The sequence below is a fragment of the Clostridium sp. AF27-2AA genome (assembly GCF_003478505.1).
In the GTDB taxonomy this organism is placed as follows: Bacteria; Bacillota; Clostridia; order Lachnospirales; family Lachnospiraceae; genus Brotaphodocola.
Map to the genome: position 1 here is coordinate 74,223 of NZ_QUFI01000003.1, position 22,327 is coordinate 96,549.

Consider the following 22,327-nt stretch of genomic DNA (forward strand, 5'->3'; position numbering starts at 1 on the left):
GGAAAGCTTTCGGATATACGAAGGAGAAATTTGGATGAGAACAACTGGAATTGTAACAGACAGCCACAGCAGCATTTCACAAAGTGAGGCAGAGAAACTTGGGATTTTTGTGCTTCCTATGCCATTTTATATGAATGGGACCTGTTATTATGAGGGAATCAATATTACCAGAGAAGAGTTTCTGGATCGTCTTTGCAGACTGGAAGATATCAGCACCTCTCAACCGTCACCGGAGGCGGTCATGGAACTGTGGGACAAGGCGCTTTCCCAGTATAAGGACATACTTTATATTCCGATCAGCAGCGGCCTGAGCGGCTCATGCCAGACAGCCATGATGCTGGCCCGGGAAGAAAAGTATGAGGGAAGGGTCTATGTCGTAGATAATGGAAGTGTCTCGGCGCCGCTTCACCGTAGTATCCTGGATGCCCTGGATCTGCTGGAGTCTGGCTGCAGCGCAGCAGAAGTGAAGGTGCGCATGGAGCAGGCAAAGACTAAAGCAGGCATTTACATTTCGGTAGATAACTTAAAATATTTAAAGCACGGCGGCCGTATCTCTGCCGGTGTGGCGCTTGTTGGAGGGCTTCTGAATGTAAAACCGGTACTTCATTTTGACATTGGCATGCTGGAACTGTATAAAAACTGCCGCGGTTTGAAACGTGCGAAGCAGACCATGATCGAGGAAGTAAAGACGGTTATCGCAAAATCCTATCAGCAGGAATATGATGCAGGGAATATGCATATTGTAGCGGCTTCCAGCGCCGGAAAAGAAGCGACTGAGGCCTGGGTAAAGGAAATCGAGACAGCATTTCCGGGTCAGACCATTCTCTGCGATGACCTGTCCTTTGGCGTGACCTGCCACATCGGACCGGGTGGCCTGGGAATTGGGTATACCTGCAAGCCCTGATTACCAGTCATTCCCAGTAGCTTTTCCATGTTCTGTATGGTAACATATTTTTTGTAACAATTATGAAATAATTTTGTAACAAAAGGAGACCAAAGAACATGAAAAAACAGATTATAACCACCGCAGCAGCAATGGCCGTAACCGCACTGATGGCATTTCAGCCGATGACCGCATTCGCGGCAACCGGAAACTGTGGAAATGGATCTTATCATAATGGATGCAGCACTCAGGTATGCCAGAGCTATGGCTGCGATACCAGCAACTGTGGTACCGGCTATAATTCCTGTCTGACCGGCATCAGCAGAAAGAACCTGTCCGGCGGAATCTGCAACAGTCCGCAGGTGATCTCTTATGTGATGAGAAGTGCTTCCTGCCGCAGATAGTACATAGAATTAATAGGAAGGAGCCTTTCGGGGCTCCTTTTCTGCGCGTCTGCTTGACAAGACGATAACAAGTAATCTATGCAAAGTGAAAATAAAATGAAAAAAATATTCAAAAAAACACTTGCAAAATACATAAAAAGTGATATAGTAAGAGCAGAGTCAATGTTAATAAATTAACGAGTAAATGAAAGCATCTAAACAAAAAAGGTGCCGTCGGAAGGCGGCAGAATGGAGGAGCTATTATGGCTAGATTCACATTACCAAGAGACTTATATCACGGAAAAGGTGCATTAGAGGCATTAAAGACATTCGAAGGTAAGAAAGCTATCATCTGCGTTGGCGGTGGTTCCATGAAACGTTTCGGTTTCCTCGATAAGGCAAAACAGTACCTGGAGGAAGCAGGAATGGAGGTTCAGCTTTACGAGGGCATCGAGCCGGATCCTTCCGTAGAGACCGTTATGAAAGGCGCAGCAGCCATGGAAGCATTCCAGCCTGACTGGATTGTTGCTATGGGCGGTGGTTCTCCAATCGACGCAGCAAAGGCAATGTGGATCAAGTATGAATATCCGGACATCACCTTTGAAGATATGTGTAAGGTATTCGGCATCCCGAAACTGAGAAGAAAAGCTCATTTCTGCGCAATTTCTTCTACTTCTGGAACCGCTACCGAGGTTACCGCATTCTCCATCATTACCGATTATCAGAAGGGCATCAAGTACCCGATCGCTGATTTTGAGATTACCCCGGATGTAGCTATCGTAGACCCGGATCTGGCAGAGACCATGCCGCAGAAGCTGGTTGCGCACACTGGTATGGATGCCATGACCCACGCCATCGAGGCTTATGTTTCCACCGCGAACTGTGACTTTACCGATCCGCTGGCCCTGCATGCAATTAAGATGATCCAGAAGGATCTGGTAGATTCCTACAACGGTGACATGGTAAAACGTGATTCCATGCATAATGCACAGTGCCTGGCTGGTATGGCATTCTCCAACGCACTGTTAGGTATTGTTCATTCCATGGCTCATAAGACTGGTGCTGCATTCGCAGATTACGGCGCACACATCATTCATGGTGCAGCAAACGCAATGTACCTGCCGAAGGTTATCGCATTCAACGCAAAAGATGAAACCGCAAAAGAGCGTTATGGCGAGATTGCAGACTTCATGAAGCTGGGCGGCGAGACTCTGGATGAGAAGGTTGCTCTGTTAATCGCTTACTTAAGAAAGATGAACGACGACTTAAAGATTCCGCACTGCATCAAGAACTATGGCGCAGACAGCTATCCGACTGAGCAGGGCTTCGTACCGGAGGAGGTATTCTTAGAGAGACTTCCGGAGATTGCAAAGAACGCGATCGCAGATGCATGTACCGGTTCTAACCCGCGTCAGCCTAGCCAGGAAGAGATGGAGAAACTGCTCAAGTGCTGCTACTACGACACCGAAGTTGATTTCTGATCCATTCATACTTAATAAGACATACGATATCAAAAGCCCTGACGGGAATTATCCCGGAGGGGCTTTTTTCTGGGCTTTTTTGATCTGAAGCGCCTCTTGCTTATTTCTCCAAATTTTCGTATAATAAATGTTTGTGATTTTGAACCGCTATTTGCGGTATGAATAAGTTTCAGAAGATAGTACAATGAGAAAATGAGGAAATGAAATATGAAAATACTGATTGCATATTTGAAAAAAGAGACCGTACTTTGCATTGCCGTGCTTCTCGCGGCATTTTCCATGCCTTTGATCCATCCGGATAGCAAATATTCCGGATATATGGATTACCGCACCTTGGCGCTTTTGTTTTCGCTGATGACGATTATGGAGGGCTTTAAGCAGACAGGTTTTTTTGCTGATGTGGCCAGAGCTTTGCTTGGTCGGGCCCATACGTTTCGCCAGCTGTATCTGGTTCTGGTCATGCTGTGCTTCTTTTGCTCCATGTGGATCACCAATGATGTAGCACTGTTAACATTTGTTCCTTTTACAATTCTGGTGCTTGAGCTTTCTGGTCTTCAGAAAGAGATGATTCCCGTCATTGTGATGCAGACAATTGCAGCCAATCTGGGCAGCATGATGACACCGGTGGGAAATCCGCAGAACTTATATCTGTACTCGGTTTCCGGTATGGGAATAGGTGAATTTTTTTCTGTTATGGGACCGTTATCGGCACTGTCCTTTCTGCTGATCCTCGGTGCCTGTATATTTCATAAGAATTTTGTGCTGGACCCGGAACTCTTGAAACATATGGAGCCTTCCGGAGAAGTTGCCGGAAAAAGCAGCAAAACAGCGGAAGCGGCCTCCGGGAATGCAGTTCCTAAGCGCCTCCGGAATCTGCAAAATCTGCTTCTGGCGACATTGTTTCTCTTCAGCCTTCTTTCGGTATTTCGAGTGATCAGCTGGCCGGTGCTGGTCGTGGTTGTTCTGACCGGATGTCTGCTGCTAACTGGAGTTTTTCACAGCAGCTTTCTTCCGAAAAAGGTAGACTACAGCCTTCTTCTGACTTTCATTGCTTTTTTTGTATTTATCGGCAATATGAAACGGATTGACTTGATACGGGAATTTCTGAATCAGACATTACATGGCAGGGAACTTCTGCTTTCCTTTGGCTGCAGCCAGATAATCAGCAATGTTCCGGCTGCCATTCTGCTTTCCGGATTTACAGATCAGTATGCGGCGCTTCTCAGAGGCGTTAACATCGGTGGGCTGGGCACGCTGATCGCTTCTCTGGCCAGTCTGATCTCGTACAAATTCTTTGCGGAGAGTCAGGCGCGTTTCCCGGAGGCCGGGAGTAAGCAAAGCTATATACTACGGTTTACGATTTGGAATGTGGGTATGGCAATCATACTTTTACTGGCAGCTGTTATGCTTGACTGGTAAAAAACCACGGTATATAATATGTAATCGAACATTTGTTTTATTAACGGAGGAAATCATGGCGAACACACAGTATAACGCAGACAGTATCACAGTCCTGGAGGGACTGGAGGCGGTGCGAAAGCGTCCTGGCATGTACATTGGAGGCGTAGGCACAAAGGGTTTAAACCATCTGATTTATGAGATTGTAGACAATGCGGTGGACGAGCACCTGGCCGGGTTCTGCAGTACCATCTGGGTAACCCTGGAGGCAGACGGTTCCTGTACGATTAAGGACAGCGGCCGCGGCATTCCGGTTGAAATGCATAAAAAGGGCGTATCTGCGGAGCGTGTGGTTCTTTCCACCCTTCACGCAGGCGGCAAGTTTGACAACGAGGCTTACAAGACCAGCGGCGGTCTGCATGGCGTTGGTTCTTCCGTCGTCAACGCATTGTCTGCCCATATGGACGTAAAGATTTACAAAAACGGTTTCATTCATCACGATGCCTACGAGCGCGGCATTCCGACAGTGGAACTGGAGAACGGCCTGCTTCCGGTTCTCGGCAAGACCAGACAGACCGGCACGGAGATCAATTTCCTGCCGGATGACGAAATTTTTGAGAAAACACGGTTTAAGGCAGACTGGTTAAAAAGCCGTCTGCATGAGACTGCTTACTTAAATCCTGGTCTGACGATTTATTATAAAAATGCACGAGCTAATGAAAAAGAGGAGATTACCTACCACGAGCCGGAGGGCATTATAGCCTATGTCAAAGAATTAAATCGCGGAAAGACCGTCATTCATGAGCCGGTTTATTTCAAAAAGGAAATAGATAAGATCGAGGTGGAGGTTGCTTTCCAGTTTGTGGATGCCTTTGAGGAAAATATCCTGGGCTTCTGCAACAACATCTTTACCCAGGAAGGCGGCACCCATCTGGTTGGCTTTAAGACCCGTTTTACCCAGCTCATCAATTCCTATGCAAGAGAGCTTGGTATTTTAAAGGAGAAGGACCCGAATTTTACCGGAGCGGATACCAGAAACGGCATGACGGCTATTGTGGCTGTCAAGCACCCAGATCCGATTTTTGAAGGCCAGACCAAGACAAAGCTTGCCAGCGCAGATGCCACAAAAGCAGTATTTACCATATCCGGAGATTTGCTACAGCATTATTTTGACCGGAATCTTGAGACCTTAAAGGCCATCATCGGCTGTGCGGAAAAATCCGCCAAGATCCGCAAGGCCGAGGAAAAGGCTAAGACCAACATGCTCACAAAATCCAAATTTTCCTTTGACAGCAATGGAAAGCTGGCAAACTGCGAGAGCCGGGATGCGGAGCTCTGCGAGATTTTTATTGTCGAGGGAGATTCTGCGGGCGGTTCTGCCAAAACGGCAAGAAACCGGAAGTACCAGGCCATCCTGCCGATCCGCGGTAAGATTTTAAACGTGGAAAAGGCCTCCATGGATAAAGTGCTTGCCAACGCTGAGATTAAGACCATGATCAATACCTTTGGCTGCGGCTTTTCCGAGGGCTACGGCAATGATTTCGATATTACCAAATTAAAATACAACAAGATTATCCTCATGACGGATGCGGATGTAGACGGAAGCCACATCGACACGCTGCTTCTGACATTCCTGTACCGATTCATGCCGGAACTGATCTATAACGGCCATGTCTACATTGCCATGCCGCCGCTTTATAAGGTCATTCCGTCGAGAGGACAGGAGATGTATCTGTACGACGACAAGGAACTGGAGCGCTACCGCAAGAGTCATACGGGTGACTTCCGCTTACAGCGCTATAAAGGTCTTGGCGAGATGGACCCGGAACAGCTCTGGGAAACCACCCTGGATCCGGAACGCCGCGTGTTAAAGCGCGTTGAGATCGAGGATGCCCGTATGGCCTCTGAGGTAACAGAGATGCTTATGGGCAGCGAGGTTCCGCCGCGCAGGCAGTTCATCTACGATCACGCGAATGAAGCAGAGATTGACGCATAAGGAGAGGAAACATGGCTGAAAAGATATTAACAACAGAATATTCCGAGGAGATGCAGCGCAGTTACTTAAATTACTCCATGAGTGTCATCACTGCCAGAGCCATCCCGGACGCGAGAGACGGCTTAAAGCCGGTACAGCGCCGTGTGCTGTATGATATGAGTGAGCTGCGGTTGGGACACGATAAGCCCCACAGAAAATCGGCCCGTATCGTCGGTGATACCATGGGTAAATATCATCCGCACGGTGACAGTTCCATCTACGAGACCCTGGTTGTGATGTCCCAGGAATTTAAAAAGGGTATGGCCCTGGTAGACGGACACGGGAACTTTGGTTCTATCGAGGGAGATGGCGCGGCTGCCATGCGTTACACAGAGGCACGCTTAAAGAAGTTTGCCGAGGAGGTTTACTTAAAAGATCTCGACAAGACGGTTAATTTCGTTTCCAACTACGACGAATCTGAGAAAGAGCCGGAGGTGCTTCCGGTCCGTGTGCCAAACCTTCTGATCAACGGTGCGGAGGGTATTGCGGTCGGTATGAGTACCAGTATTCCGACCCATAACCTGGGGGAGGTTGTGGATCTGGTAAAGGCATTCATTGACAAACCGGATATGCCCTTAGAAGAGATGATGGAGCTGATGCCGGGTCCGGATTTTCCAACGGGGGGCATCATTGCTAATAAGAAAGATCTGCCAGCCATCTATGAGACCGGTGTTGGCAAGATTAAGCTGCGCGGGAAAATCGAAGTAGAACTGGGCCGCAGAAAGGCGGATCGCGACAAACTGGTCATCAGTGAGATCCCATACACTATGATCGGCGCAGGCATCAACAAATTCCTGGTGGACATTGCAGAACTGGTGGAGAACAAGACACTTTCGGATGTGGTAGACATTTCCAACCAGTCCAGCAAGGAGGGTATCCGCATTGTCCTGGAACTGAAAAAGGATGCGGATATCGAGAAAATCCGAAATATCCTCTATAAGAAGACGAAGCTGGAGGACACCTTTGGCGTGAACATGCTGGCCATCGCCCATGGCCGTCCGGAGACCTTAAATCTGCGCGGTATTCTGCAGAACTATCTGGAATTCCAGTATGAGAATACGACACACAAATACCAGGCACTCCTGGAAAAAGAACTGGAGAAAAAGGAAATCCGCGAGGGCCTGATCCGCGCCTGCGACGTCATTGACCTGATCATAGCGATTCTGCGCGGCTCTAAAAACTTAAAGGACGCAAAAGCCTGTCTCATGAACGGGGATATTTCTAAAATTCAGTTTAAACATCCGGGATTTGAGGAGGATGCAAAGCAGTTAAACTTTACGGAGAAGCAGGCCAACGCAATCTTGGAGATGCGTCTGTACAAACTCATAGGTCTGGAAATTCTTGCATTGCAGAAGGAGTATAAAGAATGCTTAAAGCGTATTGCCGAGTATGAGAAAGTCTTAAAGAGCCGTGATGGCATGAATAAGGTCATTAAGGAAGATCTGGACCATATTAAGGAAGAATTCGCGGAGCCAAGAAAGACCCTGATTGAGAACGGCAAGGAAGCGGTATACGAGGAGTCTGCCGCGGCTGTGGCTGAGATAGTCTTTGTTATGGACCGTTTCGGTTACTGCAAGCTCTTAGACCGCTCTGCCTATGAACGGAACCGCGAGACAGTGGACACCGAATATAAGTATGTGATCCCATGCCTGAATACCGATAAACTCTGCATCTTCACAGATACCGGAAATCTGCATCAGGTCAAGATGATGGATATCCCGTCCGGCAAGCTGCGTGATAAGGGTACGCCGATTGATAACTTAAGCAAATATGATGGCAGTAAGGAAGAGATTGTCTTTCTCACCAATTTTGGCCGCCTGACCGGACAGCTGTTGCTGTTTGCTACAAAAATGGCCATGGTGAAACAGGTTCCGGCGGAAGAATTTATCACAAATAACCGAACCGTGGCGGCTACAAAGCTGCAGGAGGGAGACAGTCTGCTTACCGTCCGTATTGTGGGAACAGAGACGGACCTGGCATTACAGAGCGCGTCTGGTATGTTCCTGCGTTTCTCCATGGAGGAAATCCCGGAACTGAAGAAGAATTCCCGCGGTGTGCGCGGCATGAAGCTTGGCGCAGAAGATGAACTGGAAGAGCTTTATTTTGTGACCCAGCAGCCACAGATTGTTTACAAAGAAAAAGAAGTGCATTTAAACCGCTTAAAGCTGGCAAAGCGTGACGGTAAGGGAAGCAAGGTACGCCTGTAAGAGAAAATCCGTCTGTCGCGATCAGTTGTGTTTATATCAAAGAAAATGTCCTCATCACACGCACAAATGTATTTTTCTGACGAATGACTCTTGATTTTTTGAAAAATTTGAGATAGGATAAGCGGGAACGAAAAAGTGGCGAAAAGAAATGTTGCCATGAGGAGAGTAAGGAGCTTACGATTATGGAAAAGAAATTGCGTGTAGGCGTGCTTGGCGCGACCGGTATGGTAGGACAGAGATTTATCTCCCTTCTGGAGAATCATCCGTGGTACGAGGTAGTTACCGTGGCTGCAAGCCCGCGTTCTGCAGGAAAGACTTATGAGGAGGCTGTAGGCGGACGCTGGAAAATGACCACTCCAATGCCGGAAGCAGTCAAGAAACTGGTAGTCATGAATGTCAACGAGGTTGAAAAGGTTGCTGCCAGCGTAGATTTTGTATTCAGCGCAGTAGATATGACCAAGGAAGAAATCAAGGCCATTGAGGAAGCTTACGCAAAGACCGAGACTCCGGTTGTTTCCAACAACAGCGCACACCGCTGGACCCCGGATGTTCCGATGGTTGTTCCGGAAATCAACCCGGAGCACTTTAAGGTAATCGAGTTCCAGAAAAAACGTCTGGGAACCAAGAGAGGCTTCGTTGCAGTAAAGCCGAACTGCTCCATTCAGAGTTATGCTCCGGTACTTACCGCATGGAAAGAATTTGAGCCGTATGAGGTAGTGGCAACCACCTACCAGGCAATCTCCGGTGCCGGAAAAACCTTCAAGGACTGGCCTGAGATGGAAGGCAACATCATCCCGTACATTGGCGGCGAGGAAGAAAAGAGTGAGCAGGAGCCGCTTCGTATCTGGGGCGAGATCAAGGACGGCGTCATCGTGAAGGCATCCGAGCCGAAGATCACCTGCCAGTGCATCCGTGTTCCGGTATTAAACGGACATACTGCTGCTGTATTTGTAAAATTCCGCAAGAAACCGACCAAGGAAGAGCTGATCGACCGTCTGGTAAAATTCTCCGGACTTCCGCAGGAGTTAAAGCTTCCGAGCGCACCGAAGCAGTTTATCCAGTACTTAGAGGAAGACAACCGTCCTCAGGTTTCCTTAGATGTAGATTATGAGAACGGCATGGGCATTTCTGTAGGCCGTATCCGCGAGGACAGCATCTATGATTACAAGTTTGTGGGACTTTCCCACAACACTGTCCGCGGAGCCGCAGGCGGCGCAGTTCTCTGTGCAGAGCTTCTGACTGCCCAGGGTTATATCCAGGCAAAATAAATTTATAAAATATGGAATCAGGATGGAGCCGGTTTAGACTGGCATCCATCCTGTTTTTGTGTTACAATATCCATAACGGTTCCGTGGTTTCACAGTCACGGACAAAAATATAGAATCAGGCGGAGGTATTTGTTATGGCTTTCAGAAAAGAAACATTCGGCACCCTGGAGAACGGTGCGGTAATCACAAAATATATCCTCACCAACGAACACGGTTTAAAAGCTGCTTTTACGGATCTTGGAGGCATCTGGCTGGAAATGTGGGTTCCGGACAAACATGGCACACTGGCAGATGTGGTCCTGGGATATGACGAGCCGGAAAAGTATCTGCACCAGGACGCTCATTTTGGCGAGATCGTCGGAAGAAACGCAAACCGTATCGGCAGCGCTACCTGCACCATTGATGGCATTACCTATGCGCTCGTGATCAATGACAATGGGGTCAATAACCTGCATAGTGGCCCGGATTTCTTACGTAACCGGATCTGGGACGCCGAGGTCAGTGAAACAGAGAACGGAACAAAGATTACGTTTTCTCTGTTCAGTCCGGACGGGGACCAGAATTATCCGGGCAATGCGGATATCCGTGTCAGCTATACTCTGACCAATGCAGATGAGATCCGCATTGACTATCACATGACCTGTGATGAAGACACAATCGCAAACTTTACCAATCACGCTTATTTTAACCTGGCAGGCCAGGCCTCCGGCTCTGCCATGCACCAGAAGGTCTGGATCGACGCTGATCAGTTTACCATTGCGGACCAGTATTCCATCCCGACCGGGGAACTGGTTCCGGTAAAGGGTACGCCGATGGATTTCAAAACCTTAAAGTCTATTGACCAGGACATTGAGGCAGATTATGAACCGCTTAAATTTGCGGGTGGTTATGACCATAACTGGGTATTAAATCATAAAGAGGGTGAACTGGCTTTGTGCGCAAAGGCGGTCGATGAGGCCAGCGGCCGTGTGATGGAGGTCTGCACCGATCTTCCGGGCATTCAGTTTTATACCGGAAACTTTTTATCCCCAATGGAAGGAAAAGAAAAAGCGGTTTACGACAAACGCCAGGGATACTGCTTTGAGACACAGTATTTCCCGGATGCAGTGAACAAACCGCAGTTTGCTTCTCCGATTTTAAAAGGCGGTGACATTTACAGCACAACCACGATCTACAAATTTAAAACGGAAGCCTGATTCTTATCGCAGCCTAATTTCTGACAGTTTACGCAGAAGATGCCAGGGTAAGATCTGTTCTTAAGCACATACTAGGAATGTAACAAAACACAGACCGGCCATGACGCAGGAGAAAACGCCTGCTTCACGGCAGGCGCTTAAGAAAGGAGGCCAATTATGGCAAGCAGATCTTCTAACCGAGCAGAAGTACCGGAAGCAAAAGAAGCACTGGACCGTTTCAAAATGGAGGTTGCCGGAGAACTTGGTGTTCCGTTATCCGAGGGTTATAACGGAAACTTAACTTCCGCACAGAACGGTTCTGTCGGCGGCTATATGGTCAAAAAAATGATCGAGGCGCAGGAAAGACAGATGGCAGGAAAGTAATTCCGCCATAAACACAGAATGAAAAGAGAGGGCCCGCGGCAATTTCGCTGTGGGCTTTCTTTCGGTCATATGTATGAAAAAAGATACGAAACTGCGTTATAAACCGCTTGTATATCCGAAAAAATAAAGTTATAATTGCTATGATTATGATTGTGAAGGAATAAACGTTACATAGATGCCTTCAAAATAGGAGGATATGATGCGAGTAATAGCAGGAAGCGCGAGACGGACCCCACTTAAAACTCTGGAGGGCATGAATACCCGTCCTACGCAGGACCGTATCAAGGAAACGCTGTTTAATATGCTTCAGTACGATCTTGCGGACTGTGCTTTTTTAGATCTGTTTGCGGGAAGCGGAGGAATCGGCATTGAGGCACTGAGCCGGGGAGCCGGTCAGGCTGTGTTTGTGGAGCAGAACGAGGCTGCCGTGCAGATCGTACGCGAAAACTTAAAGATAACCAAACTGGAAGACAGGGCAGTGGTCATGCATTGTGACGCGCTGACAGCCCTGAAACGCCTGGAGGGAAAATACCGCTTTGACTTTATTTTCATGGATCCCCCCTACGACCATGAACTGGAAAAGCAGATGCTGGAATATTTAAAGACCTCATCTATGATTGATAAGCAGAGCACCATTATAATAGAAGCATCCCTGCAGACTGATTTTTCCTATCTGTCCCCTATGGGTTACATTACAGAGAAAATAAAAGAATACAAGACAAATAAGCATGTATTTGTCTATCGAGGTGAGTGATATGGCAATCGCAGTTTATCCGGGCAGTTTTGACCCGGTAACCCTGGGACATTTAGATATCATTGAGCGTTCCGCCCACATGGTGGACCGTTTGATTGTCGGAGTTTTACAGAATAATTCAAAAACTCCGTTGTTTTCTGTCGAAGAACGTGTTAAGATGTTAGAAGATGTCACCTCATATCTGCCAAATGTAGAGGTCCGTTCTTTTGGCGGCCTTCTTGTGGATTTTGTACACCAGTGCCGTGCAGATGTGATCGTGAGAGGTCTTCGGGCAATCACAGACTTTGAATATGAGCTTCAGATGGCACAGACTAACCGGGTCATTGCCCCGGACATCGATACCATTTTTCTGACAACGAACTTAAAATATTCCTATTTAAGTTCCAGCATCGTAAAAGAGATTGCCGGTTATCAGGGAGACATCAGTGAGTTCCTGCACCCGGCTATTGCAGAAAAAGTGCGGGAACGGCTTGCAAATAAATAACCGAAGCGTGTTAAGGAGAAGAAACCATGAGCAGAATCGAACAGTTAATTGGTGAGATTGAAGAATATATTGACAGCTGTAAGTTCCAGCCGCTTTCCAATACCAAAATTCTGGTAAACAAGGAAGAACTGGAAGAACTGCTGGTAGAGCTTCGTCTCCGCATTCCGGATGAGATCAAAAAATACCAGAAGATCATCAGCAATCAGGATGCAATTTTAAATGAGGCCCGGGCGCAGGCAGATGCCATGGTAGCTGAGGCTACCGCCCAGACCAATGAGCTGGTGAATGAGCACGAGATTATGCAGAAGGCTTACGCAGAGGCAAACCGTGTAGTAGAGGATGCCCAGGCCCAGGCCCAGGCTATCATCGATGAGGCAGTGAATGAGGCAAATGGCATTCGCCAGGCTTCCATCAACTATACCGATGATATGTTAAACAGCCTGCAGACCATCATTACTCATTCCATGGAGGGTGCACAGAGCCGTTTTGACGCGTTTATTTCATCCATGCAGTCCAGCTATGATATTGTATCCTCCAACCGCGGAGAACTGGCTGGCAGCGTTACGAGCGTGGAGGAAACCCCAGAGGAAGCACCAGCTGAAGAACAGTAAGAATCAATGCGGAAAACCCTGCATGCAGGAATTTCCACCTTACATAATGCCGGATGTCAAATCCGGCATTTTTTCTGTCCTCTGTGCAGACCGAATCCGCAATGACACTCCGGGTCTGAAAAATTCCGGAGATTCCGCCAAATGCGGCACAGGCCGCGCAGGCAGGAAGGCAGGCGGCAGGCGGGAGTGTACTGCAAATCTGCCGGATGCCGGTTGTCATTTCCAGAATCCCACAAAGGAGGGCGGTAAGAGGTATGGGGAGCCAGGACGCGCGGCTTAAGAAATGTGCAAGGATGGAAAACAGCATCAGATAAGAGCCAATCAGTACCATGATATCGCACACATCATAGAGAACGCTGTCCAGGTTTTTGCTTTTTTGCGGCAGTGCGCTGTTTTCCGATACCGCGGAATTTGAAAGCGCTGTGGGGGAAAATCTGTGTCCGGCAATCCATGACAGCAAAAGTGCCGGAAGATAGATTCCCAAAAGAAGAAGACCGACCGGAAGAGGACCTGGAAACTGACCGGGGATGTAACCGGCTAAGAACATGGGGCTTGGAAAGCTGCAGAAAGCGAGCAGATATGCAGCTTCTTTTCTGGTTATCCGGTTTTTCTCCAGTGCCTGGGCACAGAGGGCCGGTCCCAGCGGGTATCCGCAGATCATTCCGGACAAAAGAATAAAAGCACCAGTATCGCTTAAAGCGAAGAACCTGCAAAACAGCGGACGAAGCGGTTTTATCAGCAGGCGGTCGCCGCCGGTAAGCAGAAGCATGCGGGTGCAGATCATGGCGGGAGCCAGAGTCGGAAGTACGGTATGAAACCAGAGAAGCAGCCCGTCCGATGCTCCCTGTATAGACTGCTCCGGAAAGAACAGAAGCAGAAAAAACAAAAGGATAAAAGCAGGTGCGCTTGGGGAGATGGCAGACAAGAGAGCCTCCTTAGAAACGGGTTTTCACTTGCTGTAAATTATGTTATACTGAATTTAATTATGCCAGAATACAGAAGGAAGGAATTTTATGCAGTTACCAGAGACATTCCTGGAGCAGATGAAACAGCTCCTTGGCAGTGATTATGACGCGTGGCTGGAAAGCTATGCTCAAAAGCCATTTGCCGGACTCCGCATCAACGAGACAAAAACGGACCGGGAAACGTGGGAGAGCGCGCTGGCGCCTTTTTCTTTTCGCCGGGTTCCCTGGACCGGAAATGGTTATTATATTGGCGAGGATGCAAAAGCTTCCCGCCATCCTTATTATTATGCGGGACTATATTACCTGCAGGAGCCAAGTGCCATGGCACCGGCGGCAGTTCTGCCGGTTTGCCCGGGAGATAAGGTGCTGGATCTATGCGCGGCACCAGGCGGCAAAAGCACGGAGCTGGGCGCAAGACTTCTGGGTGAAGGGCTTCTGGTGTCCAATGATATCAGCAATTCCAGAGCCAAGGCACTGTTAAAGAATCTGGAACTGTTCGGAATCCCCAATATCTGTGTTACCAGCGAGACGCCGGAAAAGCTGGCCTCTGTATTTGGGCCATATTTCGATAAAATTCTGGTAGATGCGCCCTGCTCTGGTGAAGGCATGTTCCGGAAGGACCCGGACCTCATCAAAAGCTGGCTGGAGCGCGGACCAGAATATTATGCCCCCATTCAGCGTCAGATCTTAAAATCTGCTGCAGCTATGCTGAAACCGGGGGGCATGCTTTTGTACTCCACCTGCACTTTTGCGAAGATGGAGGATGAAGATACCATTTCCTGGCTGCTTTCGGAGAAGCCGGATCTGGAGCTGGTTCCGCTCACTCCCTGGGATGGTGCCAGCAGCGGATTTGACGGCATGCCGGTTATCCGCCTGTTCCCCCATAAGATCGAAGGAGAAGGCCATTTCCTTGCCCTGCTCCGGAAAAAATGTGCGGATGGTTCCGGCAATGAGGGAGCATCACACACGGCTGGATCCGGCAAAGTTTCGGCGGAGGTGCGCCGTCTGGAAAAGGAAAGTGATTTCTGCCAGTGGGAGGCAATGCTCACGCGTTCTCTTGACCGAAACCGTATGATGGTGCGCGATGGAATGGTGTATTATTTGCCGGAATGCTTTGAAAAAAGCTGGAATCTGCGTTATCTTCGTTCAGGCCTGCTTCTTGGCGAGTGCAAAAAGAACCGGTTTGAGCCATCCCAGGCAGCAGCCATGGCACTTCCGATGGCGGAATTTTCCCAGAGCGTATCCCTGGCAGCTGATGATGAACGGACAATCCGTTACCTGAAGGGCGAAACCATATTTCCGACTCTTAAGGAGGCCGCATGCCTGAAAAAGGGCTGGGTGCTGATCGGAGTGGATGTGTATCCGCTGGGCTGGGCTAAGTATACAGGAAGCAGCTTTAAGAACAAATATTATCCGGGATGGCGGTGGCAGTAATGGCAAAATTAATGAGACTGGATAAGTATCTGGTAGAAATGAATAAAGGAAGCCGCACTCAGATCAAGGATGCGGCGAAAAAGGGCCGTATCCAGGTAAATGGTGTGCCGGAGAAGAAAACCGAGCGAAAGATTGACCCGGAAACTGACGAGGTGACCTTTGACGGCCAGACGGTCAGCTACCGGGCTATGGAATATATTATGCTTTACAAGCCGCAGGGCGTTATTTCCGCGACAGAAGACAAGCGTCACAAGACGGTAATCGACCTCTTAAGCGGGGAAAACCGCAGTGATTTATTCCCGGTTGGGCGTCTGGACATTGACACGGAGGGCCTGTTGCTCCTAACCAATGACGGAGACCTGACTCACCGCCTTCTGGCACCGGGAAAGCATGTGGATAAGGTGTATTTTGCGCAGATTGAAGGAATACTCCCGGATACAGCGGTGGAACAGATGGCAGCCGGACTGACATTGACAGATGGAACTCCTGTTATGCCGGGAAAACTGGAGATTCTGAAGCAGTGGAACGGCGGAAACCATGTGGGAGCATTGGAAACTGTCCGTAGCGATTCGGGGACAGCAGGGAAGTCAGCCGGTGCAGAGATTCTTCTGACGATCCAGGAAGGAAAATTTCATCAGGTGAAACGAATGTTTGAGGCCCTGGGCTGCCGTGTGGTGTTTTTAAAACGCCTGTCCATGGGAAGCCTGAAGCTGGACCCGGAATTAAAACCGGGAGAGTACCGTCCTCTGACGGAAGAAGAACTGGAACTGCTTGGAAAATAACGCCGCTGTGGTTTCAGAGAAAATATAGAAGAAAAAGGAATCAGTTTATGAATCAGAATGCAGCACAGAACAAAAACGGTACGTCTGGACGGGCAGCTGGCCTGGCACTGCGGGAGGCGGACGCTGTTTTGTTCGATTTAGATGGAACTCTGGTAGATTCCATGTGGATGTGGAAGGAAATTGATATCGAATATCTTGGGCGTTTTGGTTACACCTGTCCGCCAGATCTTCAGAAGATCATCGAGGGCATGAGCTTTTCGGAGACGGCAGAATATTTTAAGAGCTGTTTCCGGATCCCGGATTCCATCGATGAGATTAAAGCAGCCTGGATCCAGATGAGCATTGAAAAATACCGGAATGAAGTGACGCTAAAGCCGGGTGCCCTGCGTCTTTTGCAGTATCTGGAGCACACTGGAAAAAAGGCGGGCATTGCCACCAGCAATGGCCGCGACATGGTAGACGCCGTGCTGGAATCCTTACAGATCCGTCCGTATTTTCAGGTCATCGCAACGGCCTGTGAGGTGGCGGCTGGAAAACCGGCTCCGGATATTTATCTGGAAGTCGCAAGGAGGCTTCAGGCAGAGCCGTCCCGCTGTATGGTGTTTGAAGATGTTCCGGCAGGAATCCAGGCGGGAAAACGGGCTGGCATGAGGGTCTGTGCCGTGGAAGATGCGTTCTCCACGGGCATGCGCCAGGAAAAGATGGAACTTGCCGATTTTTATATTGACGATTATAACAAACTTTTTGATGCAGAATAAGGAGAATCGAAGATTATGATACATGATTATTTGCCGGTCTGCCGGGAAGATATGGACCGGCGCGGCTGGGATGCGTGTGACTTTGTCTACGTCTCAGGTGATGCCTACGTAGATCATCCATCCTTCGGTCCGGCTATTATCAGCCGCCTTCTGGAGGCCCGCGGCTACAAAGTGGGCATTATTGCCCAGCCAGACTGGAAAAATCCGGAGAGTATCCAGATTTTAGGAAAACCACGTCTTGGTTTTCTGGTATCGGCCGGAAACATGGATTCCATGGTAAACCATTATTCTGTTTCCAAGAAACGCAGACAGCAGGATTCCTATACACCGGGCGGCGTGATGGGCAAACGACCGGATTACGCAACGGTTGTTTACTGCAACCTGATCCGCTCTGTATATAAGGATGCCGCCATCATCGTCGGAGGCATTGAAGCCAGCCTGCGCCGTCTGGCACATTATGACTACTGGTCCAACAAGCTGAAACGTTCCATCCTTCTGGATTCCCAGGCAGACCTGATTTCCTATGGAATGGGAGAGCATTCCATCGTTGAGATTGCCGATGCCTTAAACAGCGGAATTGATATCAAAGATATCACATTTATTGACGGAACTGTGTTTAAAACCAGAAATCTGGATATTGTATATGATTATAAGATGCTGCCGGACTACCAGGAGCTGAAAGACGATAAAAGGGTTTATGCAAAGAGCTTCTTTGTCCAGTACAGCAATACCGATCCGGTGCTTGGAAAGCGACTGGTTGAGCCGTATTACGGAAAAGAATTCGTGGTTCAGAATCCGCCGGCCAAACCGCTGACTCAGGAGGAGATGGATGAGGTCTATGCGCTTCCTTATATGCGTAACTATCATCCATGCTACGAAGCGGAGGGCGGCATCCCGGCTATCCGGGAGATCAAATTCAGCCTGATCAGCAACCGCGGCTGCTTTGGCGCCTGCAGTTTCTGTGCCCTGACTTTCCATCAGGGGCGCATCATTCAGGCAAGAAGCCATGAATCTCTGGTGGAAGAGGCAAAGCTTCTCACAGAGGAACCGGACTTTAAGGGCTATATCCACGATGTAGGCGGCCCGACCGCAAACTTCCGTTTCCCTGCCTGCGAAAAGCAGCTGACGAAGGGCGCATGTCCAAACCGGCAGTGCCTTTTCCCGGAACCATGCAAGAATATTCGTGCGGATCACAGCGATTATATTTCCCTGCTGCGCAAACTGCGGGCCATTCCAAAGGTGAAGAAGGTGTTCATCCGTTCTGGTATCCGTTTCGATTATGTGCTGGCAGACAAAAACCGCGCGTTCCTTAGGGAACTCTGTGAGTATCATGTCAGCGGACAGTTAAAGGTTGCGCCAGAGCATGTGGCTGACGCAGTGTTAAAGCGCATGGGAAAGCCGAAAAATTCGGTTTATATGCAGTTTGTAAAAGAATATAAGGAAATGAACAAAAAGATCGGAAAAGAGCAGTATCTTGTTCCGTATCTGATGTCTTCCCACCCGGGTTCTACCTTAAAGGAAGCGGTAGAACTGGCTGAATACCTGCGGGATCTGGGCTACATGCCGGAACAGGTACAGGATTTCTATCCGACACCGTCTACATTGTCTACCTGCATGTATTATACCGGACTGGATCCGCGTACCATGGAGGAAGTGTACACACCGCATAATCCGCATGAAAAGGCCATGCAGCGTGCCCTGATCCAGTATCGCAATCCGAAGAACTACGAACTGGTGAAAGAGGCCCTGATCAAGGCTGGCCGTACCGATCTGATCGGTTTCGATAAAAAGTGTCTGATCCGTCCGAGGGAGACGCACTGGGGCGGGAATGGAGTTTTTGTTGGAAACGGAGCCCGCGGAGGCAAGAAGGCAGCTGGTGGTACTGGAAAGAAAATGGCTGGAAACGGCAAAGATGCGTTTCGGAGTGCGGGCAAGCCTGCGGGAGCCGGAAGAACAGAAACTCCGAAACCGGCAAAGAAAAAGACAATCCGGAATGTTCATAAGAAAAAGTAGATAACAGACTGAAATCTCAGGAGCGTGCAGTATGAGAACAGGAAAGAAAAAAATAGCCATTGTAACAGGCGCATCTTCTGGTATGGGCCGGGAGTGCGTGATCCAGCTGGCGGACCGCTTGGCGGGACTGGAGGAAATCTGGGTGATTGCCAGAAGACGAAAACGCCTTGATGATCTGGCAAAGAAAGTGCCGGTTCCTTTAAAAGTACTGGAACTGGATCTTCGGGATGAGATTGCTTTTGCGGAACTGGAAGAAAAACTGGAATGGGAAGATCCGGATGTCAAGTTTCTTATAAATGGAGCCGGTTTTGGAAAAATCGGGGAAACCGAAGCGCTTGCTATGGAAGAGGAAACCGGAATGGTAGATGTTAATTGCCGGGCGCTGACGGCAGTGACCCGCCTGGTGCTTCCGTACATGTCAGAAAACAGCCGTATTCTGCAGTTCGCTTCCGCGGCGGCATTTCTTCCTCAGCCAAGGTTTGCCGTGTACGCGGCTACAAAGTCCTTTGTATTAAGCTATAGCCGTGCTCTGGCCATGGAACTGAAATCACGGCAGATTTATGTGACTGCGGCTTGCCCGGGACCGGTGAAAACGGAATTTTTCGATATTGCCGAGACAACCGGGGAGATTCCTCTTTACAAGCGCCTGGTTATGGCTAATCCGAAAAAGGTAGTAAAAAAGGCACTGCGTGACAGCATGATGGGAAAACGGGTATCGGTATATGGGCCGCTTATGAAGGTATTTTTCCTGCTGGTCAAGGTGTTCCCGCATGATTTCATCCTTTCCCTGCTGTTTTCTGCATAATGGAATGGAATTTTGCCCGCGGCTGTGGCGGCACGGAACACTTACGATGGAGTGAACGTTACATGAGAAAAAGAGGAGAAATAATTATGAAGATCAGAAAAGGACAGTATGGATACCGTGACCAGCATAAGAAATCCAGGGCGCTTTTAACCGGTCTGTTTGCGGCAGCCATCATCGCCCAGCTGATTGCGAGGCAGATGGCTTCTGAACAGGCGGCGAAGAACATCTTGACGGTTATGGCAATTTTGACAGTGCTTCCCATGGCGAATCTGGCATCCCCGCTTCTGGCATCCTGGAAGTACCGCACAGCAGACCGGTCTTTTTATGAAAAAGCCCATGCATATGAAGAGAAATGTACTATGCTGTATGATCTGATTGTTACCACAAAGGAGCAGATCCTTCCACTGGACGCCGTAGCGGTCCACCCGAATGGAGTGTTTGCGTTCTGCAGCAGTGAAAAAGCAGATCTTGCCAAGGCGGAAAAGGCGGTCAATGCGCTGTTTCAGGCCAACAAACTGGATCCGAATGTGAAGCTGATCCGGGATCCTCACGCGTTTTTTCGCAGACTGGACAGCCTGAAGCCGGCTTCTGAATACGAGGATGACGGCGTGGTGGATTATGCGGCAGCGCTGATGAAAAATCTGTCCATGTAACCAAAGAGAAAGGAGAGACTTTCTTATGAAATCCATTACGGTAAATAAAAATGAGGCCGGACAGCGCCTGGACAAGCTGCTTGGAAAGTATCTGAATCTGGCTGGCAAGGGCTTTTTGTACAAGATGATGCGCAAGAAAAATATCGTCCTGAATGGAAAGAAATGTGATGGTTCGGAAAAGCTCGCTGAGGGAGATGAGATCAAGCTGTTTCTGGCAGACGAAACCATCGAGAAGTTTTCAGAAGTGAAGATACAGAAGGTAAAGAAAACGAAGCTGCACATCATTTATGAGGATGAGCATGTGCTTCTGATCAATAAGCCGTCCGGCATGCTGTCCCAGAAGGCAAAGGAGCAGGACGAATCCCTGGTGGAGTATCTGATCGATTATCTGCTGGATTCCGGAAAACTGACAAAAGAAGACCTGCGCAGCTTCCGGCCCTCGGTCTGCAACCGGCTGGACCGCAATACCAGCGGCCTTGTGGCAGCAGGCTGCTCGCTTGCAGGACTGCAGAAGCTATCTGCCATGTTCAAGGACCGTTCCCTGCATAAATATTATCTCTGCGTGGTTTCCGGCTCTGTGAAAGAGAAAAAACGGATTGAGGGATTTTTAAAAAAAGATGAAAAAACAAATCAGGTAACCATCAGCCAGAAGGAACTTCCAGACAGTGCGCCTATCTGCACGGAATACGAACAACTGATGGAAACAGGATCTTATACCCTGTTAAAGGTAACGCTGATTACAGGCCGGACTCATCAGATCCGTGCGCATCTGGCGTCCATCGGGCATCCGATCGTGGGAGATATGAAGTATGGAAACCAGAGAGTAAATGAAGAGGCAAAGCGCCAGTACCACATCCATTCTCAGATGCTTCATTCCTGGAAACTGGTCTTTCCGCAGATGGAAGAGCCGCTCGCGCATTTAAGCGGGAAGAGCTATACGGCTCCGCTGCCGGGCGAATTCCAGAAAGTTCTTGGCCCTCTGCCGGAGGGAGTGCGTTAGTATGGGCACCTGGAAAAGCCGGGGGCTGCGCGGCTCCACACTCGAGGATATAATCAACCATACAAATGAAGTTTACCGGGAGAAAAAGCTGGCCCTGATCCAGAAAATCCCAACCCCGATCACGCCCATCACCATTGAAAAATCCACCAGGCACATCACTCTGGCTTACTTTGACCAGAAAAGTACCGTGGACTATATTGGAGCTGTACAGGGTATTCCGGTCTGCTTCGACGCGAAGGAATGCGCGGTAAAAACCTTTCCGCTTCAAAACGTTCATGAGCATCAGATCCGGTTTATGAAAGAATTTGAAGAACAGGGAGGAATCGCCTTTATCATTCTTCATTTCACTGCGTTAGATGAATTGTATTATGTCCCATTTCATGATCTGGAAACCTTCTGGAAACGGATGCAGGACGGGGGCCGCAAGAGCTTCACCTACGATGAGGTCGATAAAAGCTATCAGATCCGCGCCAGCCGGGATATTCTGGTGCATTATCTGGAGACGATACAAAAAGACCTCACAGAACGAGATTCCGCACAATAAAAATTTAAGAGCGATATCAATATAGGTCCGAAGCCGGTAATCCCGGCATACCGCTGCGCAAAATATGGGTATTGTGTTCGGACGATGCAGCTGACAGCTGTTTGCGGATAGTCGGACTCGCCGTCCGCCTCCCTCAAACACCAGTCGCTGCATAGCCGGACACGTATACCCATATTTATGCTCCGTGGAATGCCGGGATAACCGGCTTCTGCTGTATTGGCCCCGCTACGAGAGAAATAAAATCAGCCAGAACGGTACTGATAAAAGCCATAATTTCCAGCTTTTACCAGTAGCATTCTGGCTGTGTTTT

At 48.9% G+C, this 22,327-nt stretch carries 21 protein-coding genes; 20 read left to right on the forward strand and 1 reads right to left on the reverse strand.

The window, feature by feature from the left end; genetic code table 11:
- The first annotated feature begins 34 nt into the window (after positions 1 to 34).
- The 12 genes from DWY84_RS02915 (at position 35) to DWY84_RS02970 (ending at position 13,063) form a co-directional block, all read left to right on the forward strand.
- Positions 35 to 904, forward strand: a complete 870-nt coding sequence (locus DWY84_RS02915; protein WP_118530695.1) for a DegV family protein — start codon at positions 35 to 37, stop codon at positions 902 to 904.
- A 98-nt stretch (positions 905 to 1,002) separates the two neighbouring features.
- Positions 1,003 to 1,287, forward strand: a complete 285-nt coding sequence (locus DWY84_RS02920) for a hypothetical protein (RefSeq protein WP_118530697.1) — start codon at positions 1,003 to 1,005, stop codon at positions 1,285 to 1,287.
- Positions 1,288 to 1,529: 242 nt separating this feature from the next.
- Entirely contained in the window at positions 1,530 to 2,747 is a 1,218-nt protein-coding gene (locus DWY84_RS02925) for an iron-containing alcohol dehydrogenase (protein ID WP_118530699.1), read from the forward strand.
- Positions 2,748 to 2,954: 207 nt separating this feature from the next.
- The gene (locus tag DWY84_RS02930; RefSeq protein ID WP_118530701.1) at positions 2,955 to 4,166 is read left to right on the forward strand and encodes an SLC13 family permease; all 1,212 of its coding nucleotides are present in this window, start codon (positions 2,955 to 2,957) and stop codon (positions 4,164 to 4,166) included.
- Positions 4,167 to 4,221: 55 nt separating this feature from the next.
- Positions 4,222 to 6,141, forward strand: coding sequence for a DNA gyrase subunit B (locus DWY84_RS02935; RefSeq protein ID WP_118530703.1), 1,920 nt, complete (start codon positions 4,222 to 4,224; stop codon positions 6,139 to 6,141).
- An 11-nt stretch (positions 6,142 to 6,152) separates the two neighbouring features.
- Positions 6,153 to 8,387: a DNA topoisomerase (ATP-hydrolyzing) gene (locus DWY84_RS02940; RefSeq protein ID WP_118530705.1), complete on the forward strand. Its 2,235-nt coding sequence runs from the start codon at positions 6,153 to 6,155 to the stop codon at positions 8,385 to 8,387.
- A gap of 182 nt (positions 8,388 to 8,569) precedes the next feature.
- The gene (gene asd, locus DWY84_RS02945; protein ID WP_118530707.1) at positions 8,570 to 9,655 is read left to right on the forward strand and encodes an aspartate-semialdehyde dehydrogenase; all 1,086 of its coding nucleotides are present in this window, start codon (positions 8,570 to 8,572) and stop codon (positions 9,653 to 9,655) included.
- Positions 9,656 to 9,789: 134 nt separating this feature from the next.
- Positions 9,790 to 10,851, forward strand: a complete 1,062-nt coding sequence (locus tag DWY84_RS02950) for an aldose epimerase family protein (protein WP_118530709.1) — start codon at positions 9,790 to 9,792, stop codon at positions 10,849 to 10,851.
- A gap of 156 nt (positions 10,852 to 11,007) precedes the next feature.
- On the forward strand, positions 11,008 to 11,214 hold the full coding sequence (locus DWY84_RS02955; RefSeq protein ID WP_118530711.1) for an alpha/beta-type small acid-soluble spore protein: 207 nt from the start codon (positions 11,008 to 11,010) through the stop codon (positions 11,212 to 11,214).
- A 199-nt stretch (positions 11,215 to 11,413) separates the two neighbouring features.
- On the forward strand, positions 11,414 to 11,968 hold the full coding sequence (rsmD, locus tag DWY84_RS02960) for a 16S rRNA (guanine(966)-N(2))-methyltransferase RsmD (RefSeq protein WP_118530713.1): 555 nt from the start codon (positions 11,414 to 11,416) through the stop codon (positions 11,966 to 11,968).
- A 1-nt stretch (position 11,969) separates the two neighbouring features.
- Positions 11,970 to 12,452, forward strand: a complete 483-nt coding sequence (coaD, locus tag DWY84_RS02965; RefSeq protein WP_118530715.1) for a pantetheine-phosphate adenylyltransferase — start codon at positions 11,970 to 11,972, stop codon at positions 12,450 to 12,452.
- A gap of 26 nt (positions 12,453 to 12,478) precedes the next feature.
- Positions 12,479 to 13,063 (forward strand): vacuolar family H+-ATPase subunit H, encoded by a 585-nt coding sequence (locus tag DWY84_RS02970; protein ID WP_118530717.1) that lies wholly within the window; start codon positions 12,479 to 12,481, stop codon positions 13,061 to 13,063.
- Here DWY84_RS02970 and DWY84_RS02975 read toward each other — a convergent pair.
- A complete protein-coding gene (locus DWY84_RS02975) occupies positions 13,014 to 13,988 on the reverse strand; it encodes a nucleoside recognition protein (RefSeq protein ID WP_118530719.1) in 975 nt (324 codons plus the stop codon). The two genes, DWY84_RS02970 and DWY84_RS02975, sit on opposite strands and share 50 nt — an antisense overlap.
- Before the next feature lie 88 nt (positions 13,989 to 14,076).
- Here DWY84_RS02975 and DWY84_RS02980 point away from each other — a divergent pair, with 88 nt between their 5' ends.
- From DWY84_RS02980 to DWY84_RS03015, 8 genes are all read left to right on the forward strand, one after another.
- Entirely contained in the window at positions 14,077 to 15,462 is a 1,386-nt protein-coding gene (locus tag DWY84_RS02980) for an RsmB/NOP family class I SAM-dependent RNA methyltransferase (protein ID WP_118530721.1), read from the forward strand.
- Positions 15,462 to 16,244, forward strand: a complete 783-nt coding sequence (locus DWY84_RS02985) for a pseudouridine synthase (RefSeq protein WP_118530809.1) — start codon at positions 15,462 to 15,464, stop codon at positions 16,242 to 16,244. The genes DWY84_RS02980 and DWY84_RS02985 overlap by 1 nt, the downstream gene beginning before the upstream one ends.
- A 47-nt stretch (positions 16,245 to 16,291) precedes the next feature.
- Positions 16,292 to 17,002 carry an HAD family phosphatase gene (locus tag DWY84_RS02990; protein ID WP_118530723.1) on the forward strand — a complete coding sequence of 237 codons (711 nt, stop codon included), beginning with the start codon at positions 16,292 to 16,294 and terminating at the stop codon, positions 17,000 to 17,002.
- A 15-nt stretch (positions 17,003 to 17,017) separates the two neighbouring features.
- Positions 17,018 to 19,015 carry a YgiQ family radical SAM protein gene (locus DWY84_RS02995; RefSeq protein ID WP_118530725.1) on the forward strand — a complete coding sequence of 666 codons (1,998 nt, stop codon included), beginning with the start codon at positions 17,018 to 17,020 and terminating at the stop codon, positions 19,013 to 19,015.
- Between the two features lie 31 nt (positions 19,016 to 19,046).
- On the forward strand, positions 19,047 to 19,820 hold the full coding sequence (locus tag DWY84_RS03000; RefSeq protein ID WP_118530727.1) for an SDR family NAD(P)-dependent oxidoreductase: 774 nt from the start codon (positions 19,047 to 19,049) through the stop codon (positions 19,818 to 19,820).
- Between the two features lie 86 nt (positions 19,821 to 19,906).
- A complete protein-coding gene (locus DWY84_RS03005; RefSeq protein ID WP_243024724.1) occupies positions 19,907 to 20,473 on the forward strand; it encodes an O-linked GlcNAc transferase-like protein in 567 nt (188 codons plus the stop codon).
- 25 nt (positions 20,474 to 20,498) lie between these two features.
- On the forward strand, positions 20,499 to 21,473 hold the full coding sequence (locus DWY84_RS03010; RefSeq protein WP_118530729.1) for an RluA family pseudouridine synthase: 975 nt from the start codon (positions 20,499 to 20,501) through the stop codon (positions 21,471 to 21,473).
- 1 nt (position 21,474) lies between these two features.
- A complete protein-coding gene (locus DWY84_RS03015; RefSeq protein WP_118530731.1) occupies positions 21,475 to 22,017 on the forward strand; it encodes a Holliday junction resolvase RecU in 543 nt (180 codons plus the stop codon).
- Positions 22,018 to 22,327: the final 310 nt, after the last annotated feature.

Excerpts from the sequence above, each read along its gene's own strand:
- DWY84_RS02955 (WP_118530711.1), top strand. The coding sequence starts at position 11,008 with ATGGCAAGCAGATCTTCTAACCGAGCAGAAGTACCGGAAGCAAAAGAA.
- DWY84_RS02940 (WP_118530705.1), top strand. The coding sequence starts at position 6,153 with ATGGCTGAAAAGATATTAACAACAGAATATTCCGAGGAGATGCAGCGC.
- DWY84_RS02920 (WP_118530697.1), top strand. The coding sequence starts at position 1,003 with ATGAAAAAACAGATTATAACCACCGCAGCAGCAATGGCCGTAACCGCA.
- DWY84_RS02935 (WP_118530703.1), top strand. The coding sequence starts at position 4,222 with ATGGCGAACACACAGTATAACGCAGACAGTATCACAGTCCTGGAGGGA.
- DWY84_RS02995 (WP_118530725.1), top strand. The coding sequence starts at position 17,018 with ATGATACATGATTATTTGCCGGTCTGCCGGGAAGATATGGACCGGCGC.
- DWY84_RS03015 (WP_118530731.1), top strand. The coding sequence starts at position 21,475 with ATGGGCACCTGGAAAAGCCGGGGGCTGCGCGGCTCCACACTCGAGGAT.
- DWY84_RS02915 (WP_118530695.1), top strand. The coding sequence starts at position 35 with ATGAGAACAACTGGAATTGTAACAGACAGCCACAGCAGCATTTCACAA.
- DWY84_RS02970 (WP_118530717.1), top strand. The coding sequence starts at position 12,479 with ATGAGCAGAATCGAACAGTTAATTGGTGAGATTGAAGAATATATTGAC.
- coaD (WP_118530715.1), top strand. The coding sequence starts at position 11,970 with ATGGCAATCGCAGTTTATCCGGGCAGTTTTGACCCGGTAACCCTGGGA.
- DWY84_RS02925 (WP_118530699.1), top strand. The coding sequence starts at position 1,530 with ATGGCTAGATTCACATTACCAAGAGACTTATATCACGGAAAAGGTGCA.
- DWY84_RS03000 (WP_118530727.1), top strand. The coding sequence starts at position 19,047 with ATGAGAACAGGAAAGAAAAAAATAGCCATTGTAACAGGCGCATCTTCT.
- DWY84_RS02930 (WP_118530701.1), top strand. The coding sequence starts at position 2,955 with ATGAAAATACTGATTGCATATTTGAAAAAAGAGACCGTACTTTGCATT.
- DWY84_RS03010 (WP_118530729.1), top strand. The coding sequence starts at position 20,499 with ATGAAATCCATTACGGTAAATAAAAATGAGGCCGGACAGCGCCTGGAC.
- DWY84_RS02990 (WP_118530723.1), top strand. The coding sequence starts at position 16,292 with ATGAATCAGAATGCAGCACAGAACAAAAACGGTACGTCTGGACGGGCA.
- DWY84_RS03005 (WP_243024724.1), top strand. The coding sequence starts at position 19,907 with ATGAAGATCAGAAAAGGACAGTATGGATACCGTGACCAGCATAAGAAA.
- DWY84_RS02985 (WP_118530809.1), top strand. The coding sequence starts at position 15,462 with ATGGCAAAATTAATGAGACTGGATAAGTATCTGGTAGAAATGAATAAA.
- rsmD (WP_118530713.1), top strand. The coding sequence starts at position 11,414 with ATGCGAGTAATAGCAGGAAGCGCGAGACGGACCCCACTTAAAACTCTG.
- asd (WP_118530707.1), top strand. The coding sequence starts at position 8,570 with ATGGAAAAGAAATTGCGTGTAGGCGTGCTTGGCGCGACCGGTATGGTA.
- DWY84_RS02980 (WP_118530721.1), top strand. The coding sequence starts at position 14,077 with ATGCAGTTACCAGAGACATTCCTGGAGCAGATGAAACAGCTCCTTGGC.
- DWY84_RS02950 (WP_118530709.1), top strand. The coding sequence starts at position 9,790 with ATGGCTTTCAGAAAAGAAACATTCGGCACCCTGGAGAACGGTGCGGTA.